The 20,227-nt window shown below is 72.6% G+C and carries 17 protein-coding genes; 10 read left to right on the top strand and 7 right to left on the bottom strand.

The window, feature by feature from the left end; all coding sequences use genetic code 11:
- The first annotated feature begins 121 nt into the window (after positions 1-121).
- Positions 122-319, top strand: coding sequence for a hypothetical protein (locus tag BLW47_RS24710; RefSeq protein ID WP_139307287.1), 198 nt, complete (start codon positions 122-124; stop codon positions 317-319).
- 51 nt (positions 320-370) lie between these two features.
- Here the strand turns inward: BLW47_RS24710 and BLW47_RS13430 are convergent, their stop codons facing one another.
- From BLW47_RS13430 to BLW47_RS13420, 3 genes are read right to left on the bottom strand one after another with little or no spacing between them, the layout of a single operon-like run.
- The gene (locus BLW47_RS13430; protein WP_091556193.1) at positions 371-1,342 is read right to left on the bottom strand and encodes an ABC transporter permease; all 972 of its coding nucleotides are present in this window, start codon (positions 1,340-1,342) and stop codon (positions 371-373) included.
- A complete protein-coding gene (locus BLW47_RS13425) occupies positions 1,339-2,244 on the bottom strand; it encodes an ABC transporter ATP-binding protein (protein WP_091556191.1) in 906 nt (301 codons plus the stop codon). Before BLW47_RS13425 ends, BLW47_RS13430 begins: the two co-directional genes overlap by 4 nt.
- 17 nt (positions 2,245-2,261) lie before the next feature.
- Positions 2,262-2,639: a GntR family transcriptional regulator gene (locus BLW47_RS13420; RefSeq protein ID WP_091556189.1), complete on the bottom strand. Its 378-nt coding sequence runs from the start codon at positions 2,637-2,639 to the stop codon at positions 2,262-2,264.
- A gap of 204 nt (positions 2,640-2,843) precedes the next feature.
- Between BLW47_RS13420 and BLW47_RS25610 the strand changes: the two genes are divergently transcribed.
- The 3 genes from BLW47_RS25610 to BLW47_RS13405 all read left to right on the top strand — a co-directional run bounded on the left by BLW47_RS25610 (position 2,844) and on the right by BLW47_RS13405 (position 7,705).
- Positions 2,844-4,916 carry a GGDEF domain-containing protein gene (locus tag BLW47_RS25610; RefSeq protein WP_091556187.1) on the top strand — a complete coding sequence of 691 codons (2,073 nt, stop codon included), beginning with the start codon at positions 2,844-2,846 and terminating at the stop codon, positions 4,914-4,916.
- A 34-nt stretch (positions 4,917-4,950) separates the two neighbouring features.
- A complete protein-coding gene (selD, locus tag BLW47_RS13410; protein WP_091556754.1) occupies positions 4,951-5,961 on the top strand; it encodes a selenide, water dikinase SelD in 1,011 nt (336 codons plus the stop codon).
- A 196-nt stretch (positions 5,962-6,157) separates the two neighbouring features.
- Positions 6,158-7,705, top strand: a complete 1,548-nt coding sequence (locus BLW47_RS13405) for an OFA family MFS transporter (protein ID WP_091556185.1) — start codon at positions 6,158-6,160, stop codon at positions 7,703-7,705.
- A gap of 48 nt (positions 7,706-7,753) precedes the next feature.
- Here BLW47_RS13405 and nrfD read toward each other — a convergent pair whose 3' ends face one another.
- Genes nrfD through fdh form a run of 3 tightly spaced genes read right to left on the bottom strand, consistent with a single transcriptional unit; the run spans position 7,754 to position 13,247 of the window.
- The gene (gene nrfD / locus BLW47_RS13400) at positions 7,754-8,902 is read right to left on the bottom strand and encodes an NrfD/PsrC family molybdoenzyme membrane anchor subunit (RefSeq protein WP_091556752.1); all 1,149 of its coding nucleotides are present in this window, start codon (positions 8,900-8,902) and stop codon (positions 7,754-7,756) included.
- The gene (locus BLW47_RS13395; RefSeq protein ID WP_091556183.1) at positions 8,899-9,948 is read right to left on the bottom strand and encodes a 4Fe-4S dicluster domain-containing protein; all 1,050 of its coding nucleotides are present in this window, start codon (positions 9,946-9,948) and stop codon (positions 8,899-8,901) included. The genes nrfD and BLW47_RS13395 overlap by 4 nt, the downstream gene beginning before the upstream one ends.
- A 2-nt stretch (positions 9,949-9,950) precedes the next feature.
- Complete coding sequence (gene fdh / locus BLW47_RS13390; protein ID WP_281247263.1) at positions 9,951-13,247, bottom strand: formate dehydrogenase; 3,297 nt, start codon at positions 13,245-13,247, stop codon at positions 9,951-9,953.
- 151 nt (positions 13,248-13,398) lie between these two features.
- Here fdh and BLW47_RS13380 point away from each other — a divergent pair, with 151 nt between their 5' ends.
- Both BLW47_RS13380 and BLW47_RS13375 read left to right on the top strand, forming a co-directional pair.
- Positions 13,399-14,163 (top strand): polysaccharide deacetylase family protein, encoded by a 765-nt coding sequence (locus tag BLW47_RS13380; protein WP_091556177.1) that lies wholly within the window; start codon positions 13,399-13,401, stop codon positions 14,161-14,163.
- Entirely contained in the window at positions 14,160-14,978 is an 819-nt protein-coding gene (locus BLW47_RS13375) for an MOSC domain-containing protein (RefSeq protein WP_091556175.1), read from the top strand. Before BLW47_RS13380 ends, BLW47_RS13375 begins: the two co-directional genes overlap by 4 nt.
- A gap of 88 nt (positions 14,979-15,066) precedes the next feature.
- Here BLW47_RS13375 and ispH read toward each other — a convergent pair whose 3' ends face one another.
- Positions 15,067-16,575, bottom strand: coding sequence for a 4-hydroxy-3-methylbut-2-enyl diphosphate reductase (gene ispH, locus BLW47_RS13370; RefSeq protein WP_245736654.1), 1,509 nt, complete (start codon positions 16,573-16,575; stop codon positions 15,067-15,069).
- 183 nt (positions 16,576-16,758) lie between these two features.
- On the opposite strand from ispH, the gene BLW47_RS25105 reads away from it, so the two are divergent.
- The 4 genes from BLW47_RS25105 to BLW47_RS13355 all read left to right on the top strand — a co-directional run bounded on the left by BLW47_RS25105 (position 16,759) and on the right by BLW47_RS13355 (position 20,206).
- Positions 16,759-16,914 (top strand): hypothetical protein, encoded by a 156-nt coding sequence (locus BLW47_RS25105; protein WP_175543619.1) that lies wholly within the window; start codon positions 16,759-16,761, stop codon positions 16,912-16,914.
- Between the two features lie 98 nt (positions 16,915-17,012).
- The gene (locus BLW47_RS13365; RefSeq protein WP_091556171.1) at positions 17,013-17,750 is read left to right on the top strand and encodes a lysophospholipid acyltransferase family protein; all 738 of its coding nucleotides are present in this window, start codon (positions 17,013-17,015) and stop codon (positions 17,748-17,750) included.
- A 240-nt stretch (positions 17,751-17,990) separates the two neighbouring features.
- Positions 17,991-19,328 (top strand): NADP-specific glutamate dehydrogenase, encoded by a 1,338-nt coding sequence (gene gdhA / locus BLW47_RS13360; RefSeq protein ID WP_091556169.1) that lies wholly within the window; start codon positions 17,991-17,993, stop codon positions 19,326-19,328.
- A 242-nt stretch (positions 19,329-19,570) separates the two neighbouring features.
- Entirely contained in the window at positions 19,571-20,206 is a 636-nt protein-coding gene (locus tag BLW47_RS13355; protein ID WP_175543618.1) for a response regulator transcription factor, read from the top strand.
- Positions 20,207-20,227: the final 21 nt, after the last annotated feature.

The raw sequence follows: 20,227 nt of genomic DNA, 5'->3' as shown, positions 1-20,227 counted from the left end.
CAACCGGCGCTTGCCCGGCCGTTGGTGGATCACCATCCACGGTTCTCCGCTGTTCCCCACAGCTTTTGGCTCGAGCCGACCCGATGCTTGCCGTTCTCCACGAGGTGCGAACCGTCCCGCGATGACCAACAACCGAGGCCCTGAGCCGACCCCGAAAAACCCACGTCAGCGCGCCTGGCTGGCCACCAACGAGCGCCAGTTCCCGACCTTCGGCCGGATGCAGGCGTTCGAGGGAGCGGCCTGCGCGACCTGGCCTGTCCGTTGGTGGCAGGCCGGCCGGTACCGGGGTCCCTGGAACCGGATGACCGCGACGACGTGATCGTGGTCGGCAACCACCACGACCCGGTCACCCAGTTCGACTTCACCGTCGTCACAGCAGGCGGCGCAGCAGCGCCCACACCCCGGTGCCGAGCAGAGCCGCGGCGATGACCAGGAAGACGACGCTCTCGATGAGCTGGAATCCCCAGAACTGGTTGTCCGGGTGGAAGCGGGCACTCAGGCTCGCGATGTTCTGCCGGGTGAGGCAGTTTTCGATGCTGTTGTCCGCGCTGCGGCAGGAGGACGGGTCGAAGGAGACCTTTTGGCCGGACGGGTCGAAGTAGCTGGAGTCGACCCGCCAAGCGTCGTCGGGCACCAGGCTCCGGCCGCTCTGTGATCCGATCGCCGCTCCCTCGGCCACCGTCCCGCGGTTTTCCACCGGATCGAGGTAGTGCGGCCGGGCGAGGGCCGAGACTCCCACCAGCAGCACCAGGTAGAGCCCGATCGTGCTGGCCATCGCGACGACGGTGTTGCGAGCGAGCAACCCTGCCGTCGCGCCCACGGCGAAGGCCACGAGAGTGTAGGCGGCAAGCACCAGACCCTGCGTCTCGAAGCCGGGCGTGACCATCCGGCCGTGCGCCACGTAGCTCAGCGGCCGCAGGCCCCAGGTGGCGACCAGACCGAGGACGAGCGTCCCGACCACCACCGGCACGCCGGCGATCGTCGATTTGGTCGCCCACCAGCGGGTGCGCCCGACCGACTGGGTCAACGTGAAGATGTGGGTGCCGTGCTCGAACTCCCTGGCGAACAGCGGCGCGCCGGCGAACATCCCGAGCAGCACCGGGAGGCAGAGCAGGACCAGCGGAATCACCGACACGTACGACGTGTACTCGTCGCTGAAGGCGTTCATCGCGGCCGATTCGCAACGGCCCTCGTCGACACGCAGGCATCCGGTGATGCCGTTGTCCCGCATGTAGGACATCGCGTCGAAGCGGAAGAAGACCACCACCCCGGCCACCGCAGCGATGACGGCGAGGCTGGCCAGAACCTGCGGGCGCTGCTGACGCCAAGCCACCCACGTCATGCGACCGTCTCCTGTCGGGTTCGGGCCGGTCGCTGCGGCGACGCGGAGCGCAGATATGCCATGGCGAGTTCCTCCAGGGTTGGTTCGTGCAGCTCCCAGCCGGTCGCCCCGTGCCACCCGCCGTCGCGGACCAGCACGGTTTCCTGACGCCCGGTGGCGCGGGCCTCGACGACCGACTCCGGTCGCAGTCCGTGCCCGGCAGGACGGCGAGGTCCGATCATCAGGCGGTGGTCGGCGATGAGGTCCTCGACGTCGCCGACCAGATGGACCCGGCCGGCAGCGAGCAGGATCAGGTGGTCGCAGACACCCTCCATGTCGGCCAGCACGTGCGAGGAGAGCAGGACGGTCATCCCTGTCTCGGCGACCTCCGCCATCACCGTCTGCATCACCTCCTCTCTCGCCAGCGGATCCAGGTCGGCCAGCGGCTCGTCGAGCATCAGCAGCTGCGGCCGGCGGCCGAGGGCGACCGCCAGGGCGACCCTCGTCCGCTGCCCACCGGAGAGCGTGCCGACGCGCGCGTCGAGGTTGACCCCCGCCTCGCGTACCAGCCGATGTGCGTACGCGTGGTCCCATCCAGGGTTCAGGGCCTGACCCGCCCGGAGCACCTCGTCCACGGTGAATCGGCGATACAGCGGCTTGTCCTGGGCCAGGAACGCGAGCTCCTGGTGGGTGCCGCCGCCGCCCGGTTCCTTGCCCAGTACCCGGATGACGCCGGAGGTGGGACGCAGCAGGCCGGTCGACAGCGCCATCAGCGTGCTCTTACCCGCCCCGTTGGGCCCCACGAGCGCCGACACCCGACCGGTCGGCAGCTCGAATGTGCAGTCGCGCAACGCCCAGCCACGCCGGTACCGCTTGCCTAGCCCCACCGCTTCGAGCGCGGCGTCCCGTGTTGTCGTGGTCAAGAACCCACTCCCTCGTGTCAGTAGTGTGTGTCCAGGACGGCCTTGAACAACGCTTCGACGTCTTCCCGCTCCAGGCCCGCGGCGCGCGCCTCGGCCATCCACCCGTCCAGGCGGCTCCGAAGCGGGGCATCCTCGGCGGCGCCTGGCCTGGCCAGCGACCGGCGTACGAACGTCCCCAACCCCGGGCGGGGCTCGACGAGCCCCTCCCGCTCCAGCTCCCGGTAAGCCTTGAGCACGGTGTTTGGGTTGATCGCGGTGGCGGCTACGACCTCCTTGGCGGTCGGTAGGCGATCACCCGGCATCAGCAGCCCGAGTCGTAGGGCGTGCTTGGTCTGCTGCACCAGCTGCAGGTACGTCGCCACGCCCGAGCGACGGTCGATCCGGAACTCGATCACCCAACACTCTTTCACTAATCATGTAGTGAAAGCATTTTTTCGGCCTGCACAGGGGGTGTCAAGGAACTGGACGGGTTCACCCGGCAATCGGGTGGACCCGTCGGCGCGGCAACCCGTGGGCGCGGCGCCGTCCGGTAGGTGGAGCCGCTACCGGACAAGCCTCACGTCCCGGCGCGGACGGACGATGGGCCGTGCGGAGGAGACATGGAGCCACGGGAGACGTCTGGGGTCACGGTCCACGCCATCGTGCGCCACGTACGGGAGCAGGGCGGGGAGCAGGCTGTCCGGCGCGTGCTGGAGTTGGCCGGCGGATCCCGCGACACCGACGCCTATCTGGACAAACGCCGATGGTGGTCGTACGACACCAAGATTTCGCTGTTCACGGCGGCGGCACACGTCCTCGGCGATGACCGGGTGGCACTCCGAATCGCCGAGGCGGTCCTCGAGCACAGCGTGGGCACGGCCGATCGGCTCGCGCTCTCCCTGGCCGGTGGCCCCGCGAGATTGCTGCGAATGGTCGCCAAGGCGGGGGCGAAGTTCAGCTCCGTTGCCGACCTCCGCACCCTGCGGGTGACCTCGGGGCGGGCATCCGTCGAGTACCGCCTCCACGACGGCTACCCGCCCAACCGCTTCGACTGCGACTACACGCGCGGACTGTTGATCCAGTCTCCGGTGGTGTTCGACCTCCCGCCGGCGGCCGTGAACCACACCTCCTGCCAGGTGCGCGGCGCCGCGACCTGCCGGTACGAGGTGAAATGGCAACAGCCCCGCGCGCGGTGGTTGCCATGGCTGCGCGGCACCCGCCGGGACGGCGCGCTGGAGACCGCCATGCTCGGTCAACTCGAACAACTGCAGAACACCGTCGCGGCGTTGGTCGCCGCCCGCGATCCGGCGCTGGCGCTGGCCACCGTCGCCGACGGCGCGGGGTACGCGGTCAACGCCCACGCGTTCCTGCTCATGGCGCGCCCCTCCGCCGACGAGCCGATCCAGGTGCACAGCTTCGGCCTGTCGGAGGCCGAGGTGGCCAGCTACACCCGCGGGCCGGTCACCGGGCTGCGGGCCACTGGGCAGCTGACCGCCCGGATTGCCTCCGCCCAGCACGACTACGGTCACCTGATCGCCTTCGGTGACAACTTCTTCGACTCGGACCCGAAACTCCTCGACGCCTACGCCAACCTGGCGGCCGTCACGCTCGACACCCTCAGCGCGGTGACCACGGCGGCGGCCCGCCAGCGCACCGCCGAGAACCTCTTGGCGCTGTCCAGCGCCCTGACCCGGGCCCAGTCCCGCGAGGAGGTCGCGGACGTCACGGTCAAGGCGGCGCACGCGATCATGTCCGCCGAACGCGCCAGCGTCCTGCTGCTCGACAACGACGGCGCGATGCGGATTACCGCCCACGTGGGCTGGCCGCCGGAGTTCGCGGACAGGTTGAACGCGTTCACGGTGACCTCGGCCGATACCGACTACCTGACCCGGATTCTGGAGCAGCCGGAGGTGCCTCAGCTTCACGACCGGAGCACGGAAGATCCCTTCATCCGCGCGGTGCTCGACATGTTCGAGCTGGATTCGATGGTCATCGTCGGCATCGCCCTGCCCCACCGCCGATACGGGATGATCGTGGCCAGCTTCGACGGTCCACACGGGCTCGCCCGGGGCCAGCGGTTCGCCGTCGACATCGCCGGCGCCGCGAACCAGGCGGCGACCGTACTGCACGGCCTCGAACTGCTGGAGCAGACCTGGCGACAGGCGCACCGGGACCCGCTGACCGGGATACCGAACCGCAGGGCCTTCATGACCGCGCTGGAGGAGGCCGTCACCGGCGACGGTGCGCTGCTCTTCATCGACCTCGACGGGTTCAAGTCGGTCAACGACACCCTGGGGCACGCCGCCGGTGACCGACTGTTGACCGTCGTCGCCGAGCGGCTCTCCGCGTCCATCCGCGGCGGGGACCTGCTGGCCCGGCTCGCCGGGGACGAGTTCGTGGTGCTCGCGAAGGACGTCCGCGGGGCGGCCGAGCTGACCCTGCTGACCGACCGGGTGATGGCCGCCTTCCGGGAGCCGGTTCTGCTCGGCGACACGAGCACACCGGTACGCGCGAGCATCGGCACTGCCCTGTTCACCGCGGGGCAGGACTGCGAGGACGTCCTGCACCGCGCGGACAGCGCGATGTACGAGGCGAAGCGGAAATCCTCGCTGCGCCGGTCCCGGTCCGACCCGGCGCACCTGAACGCCTCCACTGAGAACCTGACCACACGCGATCCCGGCGCGCCCGCCTAGCGACCTTTCCCACTGCCGTGTCAGAGTGGCCGGTGTGACGACCACTCAGCGGCTCCGGCTCACGCAGTACGCGCACGGCGGCGGGTGCGCCTGCAAGATTCCGCCGGGCGAGCTGGAGACGGTGGTGGCCGGCCTGGTCGGCACCGCCGCGCCGCAGGGCCCGGGCGAGCTGCTCGTGGGGCTCGACGACGGTGACGACGCCGCGGTGGTCCGGCTCGAGTCCGGTACGGCGGTGGTGGCGACCGCGGACTTCTTCACCCCGGTCGTCGACGACGCGTACGACTGGGGGCGCATCGCCGCCGCGAACGCCCTCTCCGACGTGTACGCGATGGGCGGTACCCCGGTGGTCGCGGTCAATCTGCTGGCCTGGCCCCGCGAGGTGTTGCCGCTGGAGCTGGCGGCCGAGGTGCTGCGCGGCGGGCTGGACGTGGCCCGCGAGGCGGGCTGCCACGTGGCGGGCGGGCACAGCGTGGACGACCCGGAGCCGAAGTACGGCATGGCGGTGACCGGCATCGCCGACCCGCAGCGGATCATGCGTAACGACGCCGGCCGAGCGGGGCTGCCCCTGACCCTGACCAAGCCGCTCGGCATCGGCGTGCTGAACAGCCGCCACAAGGCGACCGGCGAGACGTTCCCGCAGGCCGTGGCGGCGATGACCACGCTCAACCGGGACGCGTCGGCCGCCGCGGTCGCCGCCGGCGCGGCCTGCGCCACCGACGTGACCGGGTTCGGTCTCCTGGGCCATCTGCACAAGCTGGCGCGGGCCAGCGGCGTCACCGCGCGGATCGACGCGGCGGCCGTGCCGTACCTCGACGGGGCGCGCGCAGCGCTCGCCGCCGGGTACGTCAGCGGCGGCACCCGGCGCAACCTGGACTGGGTGCGCCCGCACGCCGACACCACCGGGGTGTCCGAGGACGAGCTGCTGCTGCTCGCCGATGCGCAGACCTCCGGCGGGCTGCTGGTCGCCGGCGAGGTGCCCGGGCATCCGGTGATCGGCGAGCTGGTGCCCGCCCGCGCCGACGGCGTCACGCTCGTGGTCCGCTGACCGCTTTCCCCAGCCGCACCCGCTGATCCCGGCCGCACCCGCTGATCCCGGCCGACTGCCGGGCGCCGCCCCCACCCGCTCCGCCCGAGGCGCGGATGATCGCGTCCGATCCGGGTACCCGCACGTGCCTGCCCTCGTCGGCGGAGGCCGCCCGCCGCCGATCACCCACTCAGCGCAGGAGGTGCGGACGTTGCCCTTGTTGTCGATGCTCGACCCACGGCACACCACCGCTCCCCCCGGATACAGCCGCTGGCTCATTCCACCGGCGGCGCTCGCGGTGCACCTGTGCATCGGACAGGTCTACGCGACCAGCGTCTACAAGAACTCCCTCATCGCGCACTTCGGGGTCAGCCAGACGGCGATCGGGGTGATCTTCAGCATCGCGATCGGGATGCTCGGGCTCTCCGCCGCGGTCGGCGGCACCTGGGCCGAGCGGAGCGGGCCCCGCAAGACGATGTTCACCTCGGCCTGTTTCTGGGCGGCCGGGTTCCTGATCGGGTCGCTCGGTATCGCCACCAAACAGCTCTGGCTGCTCTACCTCGGGTACGGCGTCATCGGCGGGATCGGACTGGGCATCGGCTACATCTCCCCGGTCTCCACGCTGATCAAATGGTTCCCCGACCGGCCCGGCCTGGCGACCGGCATGGCGATCATGGGGTTCGGCGGCGGCGCGATGCTCGCCAGTCCGGTCTCGCGCCAGCTGCTCTCGCTGTACGACCCCGGCTACGACCCGGCGCACGGCGGGGCCGTGGCCTCGGGTGGCGCCCTCGTTCGGCTCTTCGTGACGCTCGGCATCGCGTACTTCCTGATCATGATGCTCGGCGTGTTCAACGTGCGGGTCCCTCCGCCCGGGTGGCGCCCGGCCGGCTTCGACCCCACCCGCGTCGGCGAGCGAGCCCTGATCACCACGGCGAGCGTCTCCGCGGCGAACGCCATCAAGACCCGCTCGTTCTGGATGCTGTGGATCGTGCTGTTCTGCAACGTCACCGCGGGCATCGGCATCCTCGAGCAGGCCGCACCGATGATCCAGGACTTCTTCCGGGACGGGGTGTCCCCGATCTCGATCTCGGCAGCGGCCGGCTTCGTGGGCGTGCTGTCGCTGTTCAACATGGCCGGCCGGTTCGTCTGGTCGTCGACCTCGGACATCATCGGCCGCAAGCCGATCTACATGCTCTACCTCGGTCTCGGCATCGTGCTCTACGCCCTGCTCGCGCTGATCGGGCGCCACTCCACGGCGTTCTTCGTGGTGCTCGCCTGCGCGATCATCTCGTTCTACGGTGGTGGCTTCGCCACCCTGCCCGCCTACCTGCGGGACCTGTACGGCACGTACCAGGTCGGCGCCATCCATGGCCGGGTGCTGACCGCCTGGTCCGCGGCGGGGGTCGCCGGGCCGTTGATCGTCAACGGGGTGCTCGACACCCAGGGCAAGCCCGGCACGCTGAGCGCGGCCGCATACCGGCCCGCGCTGTTCACCATGGTCGCGATCCTGGCCGTCGGGTTCATCGCGAACCTGCTGGTGACCCGGATCCCGGAGCGCTTCCACGAACCGGGAACCGGCGGCGTGGACCCGAAGGCGCCCGCGGAGAAGACCGACCCCGTCGCGCTGCGGCCGGAAAGCCAGCCGGCGACGCCGCCCGGACCGCAGACCGCCCGGCTGTGGATCTCCTGGATCCTGGTCACCCTGCTACTCGGCTACGGCGTCGTGCAGACCGCCATCACCGCGGCGAAGCTGTTCGGCGGCTGACCCGCGCCCGCGCGGTCCCCGGCCGGAGCAACCGCACCGGCCGGGGCTTCACGCACCGGGCGCGGAGCCCTTGCGTTCCAGGCGCTCCCGCTGCGGCACCACCGTGTACTTCGGGTCCTTCGCCGAGTCGACCCCGGCGTGGAAGACCCCGAACCGGGTGGCCAGCGAGGAGCCGACCAGCGCCGCGCCGGAGAGCATCGAGAGCAGCCGGCTGCGCCGGCCGACCAGGGCCCCGGCGACGCCGCCGAGCAGCAGTGCGCGACTCAGCCGGGTCAGCCTCCCGCCGAGGCCCTGCTGGTAGGGCTCGCTGCTCAGCCCCATGCCGTGCTCGATGCGTCGCTCGGCGACCAGTTCCATCGCCGCCCCGGCCACCGCGAGGCGGTGTACCGGGCCGGTCTCGGTCGGCGGCGCCGCGATCAACGCTGCGCCGCTCGCGCCCACCAGGGCGCTGCCGGCGAAGAGGAACGGCAGATCCGGGTAGGCGTCGTGCCAGGAGGGCACGGCGGTGTCGGCGAGCAGCACCCCGGTGTAGGTCGCCAGCGCCGGCGCCGTCGCCGCCGCGGCGAGCCCCGCGATCCGGCCGGCCGGGGACGACACCCGGCGCGCCAGCCCGAGCACGCCGCGTTCCGGGAGCAGCGGGCCCAGCTCGGCGACCGCGGCCACGCCTGCGGCCGGCCCGAACGCGCTGAGGATCCAGGTGCCGATCGACATCGGCGAGGTCGGCTTCGCCACCCGCAGCATGTGGTGGAAGCGCGCGGGCTTCCCCAGGTCGTTGATCAGGAAGTACGTGCTGGCGACGACCGCGCCCAGCGAGGTGATCCGGGCCGCGCGGCGCAGCGTGGGCCGCCCGGTCAGGTCGGCGCCGGCCGCGATCAGCGAGCTGCCCGCGGCGAGCCCACCGGTGAACAGGTACGCCGCGATGTCGTGCTTCCACACCGGCGGCTTGAGGATCGGCCGACCGTAGTAGGAGCTGAACTCGGCCGGCGGGACGTTGATCGCCTCGCGGTTGCGCCGGCCCCGGTCGCCGGGGCGCGCCCGCTGCGTCTGCGGCGCCCAGTCGCGGCTGCCCGGCTCGCGCACGCCCCGCTCGGTGCGGGACGCCGGCTGCCCGGCGGCGGGCCCGGCCGGATCGCCGCGCTCCGCGAGCTGCCGCTGGAACTCGCGGAACCGCTCCCCCATCGCATCGCCGTCGCTCATGCCGACCGCCGCCCCACGAACGCGGCGACGGCCGCGCCGGCCATGGCCAGCGCCGCCAGCCCGGCGCGCCGCCACATGTCCGGCAGGTCGCGGGTGGTGACGATCGGGTCCGGCGGCAGGCCGTAGACCTCGGGCTCGTCGAGGAGCAGGAAGAACGCCCCGTCACCACCGACGCCGTCGTTCTCGTCGTGCCCGTAGAGCCGGGCCTCCGGCACCCCGTCGGCGTGCAGGCGCTCCACCCGCCGCTGGGCGCGCTCCCGCAGCTCGTCGAGCGGGCCGTACTGGATCGATTCGGTCGGGCACGCCTGGGCGCACGCCGGAACGCGGTTGTCGCGGAGGCGGTCGTAGCAGAGCGTGCACTTCCACGCCCGGCCGTCGCCCTTGCGCTGGTCGATCACGCCGTACGGGCAGGCCGAGATGCAGTATCCGCAGCCGTTGCAGATGTCCTCCTGCACCACCACCGTGCCGAACTCGGTGCGGAACAGCGAGCCGGTCGGGCAGACGTCCAGGCACGCGGCGTGGGTGCAGTGCTTACAGACGTCCGACATCATCAGCCAGCGCAGGTCGGTGCGCTGCCCGGCACGCTCCTGGCGGCCGGGCAGGTCGGTGCCGGGCATGCCGAGGAACTCGGGGCTGGCCGCCATGGCGGCGGCCGGCCCAGGGTGCGGCGCCGGCGGCAGGCCGGGATCGGTGTTGGGCACGCCCGGCGGCGTCGAGGCCCTCTCGGCCAGGTGCGCGCTGCCCGACGGGCCGGTCGCGGTGCCGGCCAACGCCGGCGACTCCGCGCCGAGCGGGCGCGGCTGCTCGATGAAGGCCACGTGCCGCCACGAGTTGGCCGTCAGCGCCCCGGTGTTGTCGTACGACATGCCGAGCAGGTCCAGGCCGTGGTCCGGCACCAGGTTCCACTCCTTGCACGCCACCTCGCACGCCTTGCACCCGATGCAGACGCTGGTGTCGGTGAAGAACCCCATCCGCGGCGGGGCGTCGACGTAGCCTGCGTCGGGTGCGGGGTCGATCGGCCCGAACAGGCTCTCCGCGCTGACCACGGTCAGTCCTCTTTCTTCGTCGAACGCTTGGCGTTCCCCCGCGCCGCGTTCACGGCGTCCGTGGTGACGATCGGCGGGTGGTGGTCCGGCGTGAGCCCGGCCCGCCGCCCGTAGTCCACGATGTACTCCAGGTACGCCGGGCCGCGCGGCCGCCGCCCCGGCCGGACGTCACAGGTGCCGACCTTGCTCTCCTGGATCAACGTGTTCGGGTCGAGCGTGATGCCGAACAGGTCGTTGGCCGACTCGCCCGTCGAGTAGCCCTCGCTGCCCCAGTGGTAGGGCAGCCAGACCTGGTGGATCACCCGGTCCTCGATCCGCAGCGGAGCCATCCGGTCGGTCACCATGACCCGCGCCTCGACCGCGGCCCGCGCCGTGATCACGTGCGCCCAGCCGAGGTGCTCCAGGCCGCGCTCCGCCGCCAGCTCCGGCGACACCTCCACGAACATCTCCGGCTGCAGCTCCGACAGGTAACGCAGCATCCGGCTCATCCCGCCCGCCGTGTGGTGCTCGGTCAGCCGGGCGACCGTGAAGATGTACGGGAACACGTCGCTGTGCGGCTCCGGCGGGCTCGGGTTGATCGGGTTCTCGGGCCGGCGGTAGACCTTGCGGGTCGGGTTGGCCTGCTGGCCGTAGAGCGGGTTGCGCACCGGCGACTCGGCGGGCTCGTAGTGCGTCGGCATCGGGCCGTCCACCAGCCCGGACGGCACGTACAGCCAGCCCTTCCCGTCGCCCTGCATGATGAACGGGTCGTTGCCGGCGAGCGCCGCCACCCCCGTCGCGCCCTCCGGCGGCCGGTACGACGGCGCCTTGGTCCGCTCGAAGTCCGGCACGTCCGGCCCGGTCCACTCCCCCTTGTCGGGGTCCCACGAGATGTAGGCCTTGCGTTCGCTCCACGGCCGCCCCTCGGGGTCGGCGGAGGCGCGGTTGTAGAGGATGCGCCGGTTGGCCGGCCAGGCCCAGCCCCATTCCGGGGCGACCCAGCTCTGCTCCGTGTGCGGCTTGCGCCGGGCGGCCTGGTTGACCCCGTCGGCGAACACGCCACTGTAGATCCAGCAGCCGCCGACGGTGGAGCCGTCGTCCTTCAACTCGGTGAAGTGCGACACCGGCCGGCCCGTCGCCACGTCATAGCCGTTGATCTCGCGCAGCACCGCCTCGGCGTCCGGCTCCTGCTCGGGGCCGTGCAGCGGGTAGTCCCACGCCAGGTCGAGCAGGGCCCGGTCGCGGCGCAGCGTGGAGCCGGCGAGCTTCTCGCGGATGCGGCGCCCGAGGTGGTAGAAGAACCAGAGTTCGGAGCGGGCGTCGCCCGGCGGCTCGACCGCCTTCTCCCGCCACTGCAGCAGCCGCTGCGTCTGGGTGAACGTGCCCTCCTTCTCGACATGGGACGCCGCCGGCATGAAGAACACCTCGGTGCGGCACTCCTCCGGCACGATCTCGCCGGTCTCCACCTCCGGGCTGTTCTTCCAGAACGTGGCGCTCTCGATGAGGAACAGGTCGCGCACGACCAGCCAGTCGAGGTTGGCCATCCCGAGGCGCTGCGCCCGGCCGTGCGCCGAGCCCACCGCCGGGTTCTGGCCGAGCAGGAAATAGCCCTTGATCTTGCCGTCGATCATGGACAGCACCTGCTGGTACGTGCCGTGGTCGCCGGTCAGCCGCGGCATGTAGCCGTAGCAGAAGTCGTTCTCCGGCGTCGCCGCGTCGCCCCAGTACGCCTTGAGCAGGCTCGCCGCGTACGCCCGCGCGTTGCCCCAGAAACCCTTCTGCGACGGGTGCGCGATCGAGCCCACCCAGTCGTCGAAGGTCGGGTGGTTGGCGTGGTGCGGCATCGGCAGGTAGCCGGGGAGCAGGTTGAACAGCGTCGGGATGTCGGTCGAACCCTGGATGCTGGCGTGACCGCGCAGCGCCAGCACACCGCCGCCGGGGCGGCCGACGTTGCCCAGCAGCAGCTGGATGATCGCGCCGGTGCGGATGTACTGCACGCCGACACTGTGCTGCGTCCAGCCGACGGAGTAGACCAGCGTGGTGGTCCGCTCCCGGCCGGAGTTCTCCGTCCAGGCGCGCGCCACCTCCTCGAACTTCTCCCGCGGGATGCCGCAGACCCGCTCCACCACCTCCGGGGTGTAGCGCGAGTAGTGCCGCTTGAGCAGCTGGTAGACGCAGCGCGGATTCTGCAGCGTCTCGTCGCGCGGCGCGTCCGGCGGAATCGGCGGCCCGTGCGACTCGTGCTGCAGCGCCGCGGCGGTCTCGCGCTGCACGGGCGTGTCGTTCATCTGCCCGTGCGGGAGGTGACCGTCGTACTGCCAGCTCGTCGGGTCGTACGTGCCGGTCTCCGGGTCGTAGCCGGAGAAGAGCCCGTCCAGGTCCTCGGTGTCCTGGAAGTCGTCGCTCACGATCGTGGCGGCGTTGGTGTACGCGACCACGTACTCCCGGAAGTCGAGCTCGTTCTCCAGGATGTAGTTGACGATGCCGCCCAGGAAGGCGATGTCGGAGCCCGCCCGGATCGGCACGTACGTGTCGACGGTCGCGCTGGTGCGGGTGAAGCGCGGATCGATGTGGAAGACCTTGGCCCCGCGCCGCTTGGCCTCCATCACCCACTGGTAGCCCACCGGATGGCACTCGGCCATGTTGGAGCCCTGGATGATGATGCAGTCAGCGTTCTGCAGGTCCTGTTGCGGGTTGGTGGCCCCGCCGCGCCCGAAGCTGGTCCCCAGACCGGGGACGGTGGCGGAGTGTCAAATGCGGGCCTGATTCTCGATCTGCAGCGCCCCCGACGCGGTGAACAGCTTCTTGATGAGGTAGTTCTCCTCGTTGTCCAGCGTCGCGCCACCGAGGCTGGAGATGCCGAGGGTGCGGTTGAGCGGGCGTCCCTCGTCGTCGACGTCCTCCCACGTGGCGTCGCGGGCGGCGAGGTAGCGGTCGGCGATCATGTCCATCGCCGTGTCGAGGTCGAGCTCTTCCCAGTCGGTCGCGTACGGCCGCCGGTAGAGCACCGTCGTCTGCCGCAGCTCGCTGGTGACCAGGTTCTTGCTGGCGGAGCCCTTGGGGCAGAGCCGGCCGCGCGAGATCGGGCTGTCCGGGTCGCCCTCGATCTGGCTGATCCGGCCGTCCTTGACGTAGACGCGCTGGCCACACCCGACCGCGCAGTACGGGCAGACCGAGCGGGCCATCGAGTCGGCGGTCTCGGTGCGCGGCTGGAGCCGCTCGGAGCGCGCGGACATCGCGGCCGCGCCCCGGCCCAGCGGGTCGGTGCCGGTCAGCTGGCGGTAGACGGGCCAGCCCTCGATCCAGGTGCGGACACCCACGCGGTCACCTCCCTACCGACGACGCTCGCCTACCGACGACGCTCGGACAAGACGCTTCGACCATAGATCACGGGGGCGGCGTTCGCAGCGCTCCGCCCCGGCATGTCGATTTCGTCTCGATCGGTGGGCCCCGCCACTAGGCTCGGCCGTGATGGACCGTCGAGCGACCCTGCGCGCGGCCGCCGCCTGCGCCCTCGGCGCACTGCCGGCCGCGGGCTGCGACGGCTGGCACGTCGCCCCCGACGGCGGCCCGGCGCGGTCGGGCGCCGCCACCCCGTCCGGACCGGGCACCGCCCCATCCGGACCGTCCGCGCCGTTGCCGGCGGAACTGTCCCACGGGCCCCGAGACCGCCGCGCCGTGGCGTTGACCTTCCACGGGCAGGGCGACGCGGCTCTGGTGCGAGCACTGCTCGGCGAGTTGGAGCGGGGCGGCGCGCACGCGACCGTGCTCGCGGTCGGCACCTGGCTGGCCGAACAGCCTTCGATGGCGCGACGCGTCCTCGACGGCGGGCACGAACTCGGCAATCACACGCAGCACCACCGGGATCTGGCCCGTCTGGACGGGCCCGGCGTGCTCGCCGAGATCACCGCCTGTGCCGGGCAGCTGCGGCAGCTGACGGGGTCGATCGGGACCTGGTTCCGGCCGTCCCAGACGCGGCACGCCACCGAGCGGATCCGGGCGCAGGCGCGCCGTGCCGGCTACCCGACCTGCCTGTCGTACGACGTGGACTCGCTGGACCAGACCGACCCCGGCCCGGCGGCGATCGCGCGCACCGTCGGGGCGGCGGTGCGCAACGGGTCGATCGTCAGCCTGCACTGCGGCCGCCCCGGCACCGTGGCGGCGATGCCGGCGCTGCTGGAGCAGTTGCGCGGGCGCGGCCTGCGCGCGGTGACGATGCGCGAGCTGATGACGTGACCGTCGGCCGGGTGGGCGCGCTGCACCGCTACCCCGTGAAGTCGGCCGGGGGCGAGGCGCTGCGCACGGCGCAGGTCGGCACCGACGGGCTGGTCGGCGACCGGATCTGGGCGCTGCTGGACGACGACGGGGTGATCGTCAGCGCGAAACGGCCGCGCCCCTGGGGGCGGCTGCTGGACGTGACGGCCCGGGTGAACGCGCTGGCCGACGAGGTCACCGTCTGCGTGCCCGACGTCGCGGACACCGCGGCCGGCAGCCCGGAGGCGAACGGGGCATTGTCGCAATGGCTCGGCCGCCCCGTGACGCTCACCCGCACCGTGCCGCCGCAGCCGGTGCTGCACCGGTGGTGGCCCCAGGAGCCGGGCATGATTCCCGACTGGGTGACCAACGCGATCCCCGGCACCGCGACGCGGACCGCGCTGCCGACGCCCGCGGCCGGCCGCTTCTTCGACGGAGGCACCGTCCACCTGATCACCACGGCCGCCCTGGCCGCGCTGAGCGGACGGCACGGCGCGGCCGTCGACCCCCGGCGGTTCCGTCCCAACATCGTCGCCGAGCTGCCCGCCGACCCCCGTCCCGGCCAGCGGCTGCGGATCGGGCCCGAGGTGGTCGTCGAGGTGACGCTGCCGACGCCGCGGTGCGCCGTGCCGGGGCTGGACCACGGCGGGGCGGCGCCGGACGGGCTGCTGCGCACCCTGGCCCGCTACCACCGGGCCGAGATCGCCCCGTTCGGCCGGGCGACCTGCTTCGGCGTCTACGCCGCCGTCGTCACGCCGGGACGGGTCCGCGTGGACGACGACATCGCGGCGGTCTGACGGCCGCGGGACATCGGGCGGGCGGTCTGACGGCCGCGGGACATCGGGCGCCGTCGCCGGACCGTCATGGTCACGGCGTGGGCTGACGTCACGCGGAGATTCGGGGCGGGTCGGCCGGGTCGGGGCGGGCGGTCGACGGCCGGTCCGTCACCGCCCCGCCGACCTCGCGCACCCGCGCGCCGAGCCCTGACAGCGCCACCACCGCCTCGTCGACCAGTCGGGGCGGCGCCGACACCCCCGCGGTCATCCCGACGGTGCGCACCCCGGACAGCCAGCGCAGTTCCACCGCCCCGACGTCCTCGACCAGGTACGCCGGGGTGCCGCCGCGGAGCGCGACCTCGACCAGGCGGCGCGAGTCCGACGAGTCGGCGGAACCGAACACCAGCACCACATCGGCGTGCGCGGCGACCGCCCGCAGCGCCGCCCGGCGATGGGTGGCCGCATAGCAGACCTGGTCGGGGGCCGGCCCGGTGAGGGCCGGGAACCGCCGCCGCAGCACCGCCACCACGTCCCGCACGTCGTCCAGCGCGAGCGTGGTCTGCAGCAGGTACGAGACCCCCTCGGGGTCGGTGACCTCGACCCGCTCGGCGTCCTGGGCGCTCTCCACCACCGTGATCCGGTCCGGATCCTGGCCGAGGATGCCCTCGGTCTCCGCGTGTCCGGCGTGCCCGACCAGCAGCACCGTGTCCCCGCGTCCGGCCGCGCGTCGCGCCTCGTCGTGCAGGCGCGCGACCAGGGGGCAGGTCGCGTCGACCACCGGCAGGCCGCGCCGGAGCGCGTCGGCCCGGACCGCGGGCGGTACGCCGTGCGCGGCGAAAACGGTCGGCGCGCCGTCGGGGATCTCGGCCGGGTCGTCGACGAAGACCGCACCGCGCCGACGCAGGTCGGCGAGGAGGTGCCCGTCGTGGGCGATCGGCCTGTGCACGTAGACCGCATTGTCGGCGCCGGCCAGGGTCCGGTCCAGCACGGCGATCGCCCGCTCGACGCCGGCACAGAACGAGCGGGGCGTGGCCAGCAGCACCTGACGTACGGTGCACGCCGCCGCCCATTCGGCCAGCGCCGGCCCGACCGCCCGCAGCGGCGGTGGGACCGGGAACGCGGCGAGCCGGGTGAGCGCCGATCGCGGCCGGGGGTGCCCGATCACGCGTACGCAGGCGACCGGCCGTCGGGCCGCCGCGAGCAGCACCGCCGACTCGGTGTCCACGGCGAGCGCGCCGGTGGCCGCGAGGCGGTCCCGGGTCGGACCGTCGGCGGGGCGACCGACCGTCACGATCGGTCCGATGTGGACTTTCAGACCGCGACGGCGCAGCTCGGCGGCGATCAGCGGCGCGGCCGGACAGGCGACGGTGTCCGTCGGGACGCCGTCGAGGCGTACCTCGGTCGCGACCACCAGGTCACCGGGGCGCAACGCCGGGCTCAGGCCGACCGCGACCCCGGCCACGGCGAGGACCGCCGCCCCGCGGTGGCGCGCCGCAGCGTGCGTGGCGCGCGCGGGTCCCACGCCCGCGCGGCGCAACGGCGCGCCGACGGGCAGCCCGCGTCGCAGCGTGCGCGCCTCCGCCCGCCGCGGCGCCAGCAGCACCCACTCCTCGGTCATCGCCACGCGAGCCCCTCCTGTTTCGCGGTCGAGGGGAGCTGCCAGGTCCGCGCCGGGCTTTCCCCGCATCCGGCGGCGGTAATCCGACCGACCCGACGGAGTTGCCCGGCCGACCGGGCCACGGGCCCGGTGGGGTGCGGCAATCACGGGTGGGGCGACGGCCGGAAGCCGCATGATGGGGCGGTGAGCGACGAGGACGAGGGCGCCGGGGACGCCGCCGGCGGCCCGGACATGGACACGACGTCGGGCGAGGACGACGACGACGACGGGACCGCCGTCGACGCCGGGGCCGACGAGATCGGCGGCGACCAGGACGACGACGACCTGCCGTACGAGTGAGCGCGGCCGGACGGGCGGCGCGGCGTACCCGGGTCGGCGCTGCGGTCCGGCATCAACCGGGACGATTGCCTACAGGTCGGTAACGCTACCGTTGGCGCATGTCAGAGATCGTGTATCCGCCCGTGATCGCCGCGGCCAAGGCCATGTTCCGACTGCTCGACCTGCGGATCCGGGTGGAGGGGGCGGAGCACATCCCCGCATCCGGCGGCGCCGTCATCGCCTGCAACCACGTCAGCTACCTCGACTTCATCTTCTGCGGCCTCGGGGCGCAGCCGGCGCGGCGGCTGGTGCGGTTCATGGCCAAGCAGGAGGTCTTCGCGCACCCGATCTCCGGGCCGCTGATGCGCGGCATGCACCACATCCCGGTCGACCGCAGCGCCGGGCTCGCCTCCTACCGTGAGGCGCTCGCCGCGCTGCGCCGCGGGGAGGTCGTCGGAGTCTTTCCCGAGGCGACCATCAGCCGCTCGTTCACCATCAAGGAGCTCAAGAGCGGCGCCGCGCGGCTGGCCGCCGCCGCCAAGGTACCGCTGATCCCCATGACGGTCTGGGGCACGCAGCGGCTCTGGACCAAGGGTCGCCCGCGCACCCTGACCCGCCGACACCTGCCGATCACCGTCCTGACCGGCGAGCCACTCGCGCCGGCCGCCACCCGCGACCACGACGCGGTCACCGACGCGCTGCGGGAACGGCTCTCCGCGCTGCTCGACCGGGCACAGCGGGAGTACCCGGACCGGCCGGCCGGACCCGAGGACGGCTGGTGGCAGCCGGCACACCTCGGCGGCACCGCGCCGACCCCGCAGGAGGCCGCGGCCATGGACGTTCGGTCGCCCGAGTAGCGGACGCGTCGCGACATGAGCGGGAGCCGCGCGGGGTACGACCGCAGGCGGTCGCCACGCGCCTCCGACGTCGAGGCGCCCGCCTCTATGATCAGCAGCTGATCTGGCGCCCACTTCAGGGTGGGCGGCCGCGACGGCCCTGTCGGCCGCGGTCCACCACGACGTGGGCGCGACGCGGCGGGCAACGGCTCGCGCCCGTACTCAATCGATGTGATCCCACACCCCGGAGGCCCTGTCGACATGGACGAAAAGCTTGACGCGATCTTCACCGACGTGATCCGGCGCAATCCGGGTGAGGACGAGTTCCACCAGGCGGTCCGCGAGGTGCTGGAGAGCATCGGACCGGCGCTGACGCGGCATCCCGAGTACGCCGAGGCGAAGATCATCGAGCGGATCTGCGAGCCGGAACGCCAGCTGATCTTCCGGGTGCCGTGGGAGGACGACCGGGGCGAAGTGCAGGTCAACCGCGGCTTCCGGGTGGAGTTCAACAGCGCCCTGGGCCCGTACAAGGGGGGCCTGCGCTTCCACCCCTCGGTCTACCTCGGCATCGTCAAGTTCCTCGGCTTCGAGCAGATCTTCAAGAACGCCCTGACCGGGATGCCGATCGGCGGCGGCAAGGGCGGCTCGGACTTCGATCCGAAGGGGCGGTCGGACCGCGAGGTGATGCGGTTCTGCCAGAGCTTCATGACGGAGCTCTACCGGCACATCGGCGAGTACACCGACGTGCCGGCCGGCGACATCGGCGTGGGCGCGCGCGAGATCGGCTACCTGTTCGGGCAGTACAAGCGCATCACCAACCGCTACGAGTCCGGCGTGCTCACCGGCAAGGGCCTGATCTACGGCGGGGCGCAGGTGCGCCGCGAGGCCACCGGGTACGGCGCGGTCTTCTTCGCCGAGGAGATGCTGCGGGCCCGGGGAGAGGGGCTCGACGGCAAGCGCGTCGTCGTCTCCGGTTCCGGCAACGTCGCGATCTACGCGATCGAGAAGGTGCACCAGCTCGGCGGGACGGTCGTGGCCTGCTCGGACTCCTCCGGCTACGTCGTCGACGAGAAGGGCATCGACGTCGAGCTGCTCAAGCAGATCAAGGAGGTACGGCGGGCCCGTCTGAGCGAGTATCCGCAGTCGCGGCCGCACTCCAGCTTCGTCGCCGGGCGCCCGGTGTGGGAGGTGCCCTGCCAGATCGCGATCCCGTCCGCCACCCAGAACGAGATCACCGGCGCCGACGCCGCGTCGCTCGTCGCCGGCGGCTGCCTCGCGGTGGTGGAGGGGGCGAACATGCCCACGACGCCCGAGGCGGTGCGCGCGTTCGCCGAGGCGGGCGTCGGGTTCGCCCCCGGCAAGGCGGCCAACGCCGGCGGGGTGGCCGCGAGCGCGCTGGAGATGCAGCAGAACGCCAGCCGCGACTCCTGGAGCTTCGCCCACTCCGAGCAGCGGCTCCGCGAGATCATGCGGGACATCCACGACCGGTGCTACGCCACGGCGGACGAGTACGGAATGCCCGGCGACTACGTGGCCGGAGCGAACATCGACGGCTTCCGCCGCGTCGCCGAGGCGATGCTCGCGCACGGCCTGATCTGATCCACCGGCGCACTCCCACGGCGGCCGGCCGACGCGCCGCCGTGGGATGACCCCTCGCCTCACGCGCGTTCCCGCGCGCCGTCGCCCCTTGTCCGTAACCCGGTCGTCCGACCATCCCTGTTCGGCGCGACGGCCGGCGGAGGCGGCCGGTGGGCGGGTAACCCATTCGCATGGGCGTCGACGACCTGAGCGCTGACCTATCCGGGACGCGCCGGTCGGGACCGGGGTCCGACGGCGTCTCGATGCTCCTTGCCGACGATCACGCGCTCTTCGCCGAGGCGCTACAGCTCCGGCTGTCCCGCGAGCCGGACCTGCGGCCGGTCGCCGTGGCCTACACCGTCGCGCAGGCCCGCGCCCGGCTCGTCCGGGACCGTCCCGACGTCGTCGTGCTGGACATGGCCTTCGGCGACGGGGGCGCGCTGCCGCTGGTCGAGCACGTGCGCGAGGTGTCGCCGCGCAGCGGGGTGGTGCTGCTCACCGAGGTGACGGCCGTGGACGCGGTGGTCGCCGCGCTGCGGTGCGGGGCACGGGGCTGGCTTCCCAAGACCGTGGGGTCGGCGGAGCTGGTCCGGGCGATCCGCGGCGTCCACCGCGGCGAGGCGTGGCTCCCGCCCGAGCTGCTCGGCCGGGTGCTGCCCGAGCTGCTCGGTGGAGGTCCCGGAACCGACCCGCTCGCGGTGTTGACGGCGCGGGAGCGTGAGGTGCTGCAGTGCATGGTGGACGGGCTGGACCGTCCCCGGATCGCCCGGCAGCTGCGCGTCTCGACCAACACGGTGCGCAGTCACACCCAGAACATCCTCGCCAAGCTCGGCGTGCACTCCACGCTCGAGTCGGTGGCGTTGGCGCTGCGACACGGCGTACGCGGGACGCGCCGGTGAGGCGCCGCGTCATGCAAACGG

The organism is Micromonospora pattaloongensis, from assembly GCF_900107255.1.
In the GTDB taxonomy this organism is placed as follows: domain Bacteria; phylum Actinomycetota; class Actinomycetes; order Mycobacteriales; family Micromonosporaceae; genus Micromonospora_I; species Micromonospora_I pattaloongensis.
Note: the sequence above shows the minus strand (reverse complement) of the source record. Positions and strands in the feature narration are given on the sequence as shown.

Bases quoted from the DNA above. Each gene is read 5' to 3' on its own strand.
- BLW47_RS13365 (WP_091556171.1), top strand. From the start codon at position 17,013: ATGTCAGAGATCGTGTATCCGCCCGTGATCGCCGCGGCCAAGGCCATG.
- BLW47_RS13380 (WP_091556177.1), top strand. From the start codon at position 13,399: ATGGACCGTCGAGCGACCCTGCGCGCGGCCGCCGCCTGCGCCCTCGGC.
- ispH (WP_245736654.1), bottom strand. From the start codon at position 16,575: ATGACCGAGGAGTGGGTGCTGCTGGCGCCGCGGCGGGCGGAGGCGCGC.
- gdhA (WP_091556169.1), top strand. From the start codon at position 17,991: ATGGACGAAAAGCTTGACGCGATCTTCACCGACGTGATCCGGCGCAAT.
- BLW47_RS13430 (WP_091556193.1), bottom strand. From the start codon at position 1,342: ATGACGTGGGTGGCTTGGCGTCAGCAGCGCCCGCAGGTTCTGGCCAGC.
- BLW47_RS24710 (WP_139307287.1), top strand. From the start codon at position 122: ATGACCAACAACCGAGGCCCTGAGCCGACCCCGAAAAACCCACGTCAG.
- BLW47_RS25610 (WP_091556187.1), top strand. From the start codon at position 2,844: ATGGAGCCACGGGAGACGTCTGGGGTCACGGTCCACGCCATCGTGCGC.
- BLW47_RS13355 (WP_175543618.1), top strand. From the start codon at position 19,571: ATGCTCCTTGCCGACGATCACGCGCTCTTCGCCGAGGCGCTACAGCTC.
- nrfD (WP_091556752.1), bottom strand. From the start codon at position 8,902: ATGAGCGACGGCGATGCGATGGGGGAGCGGTTCCGCGAGTTCCAGCGG.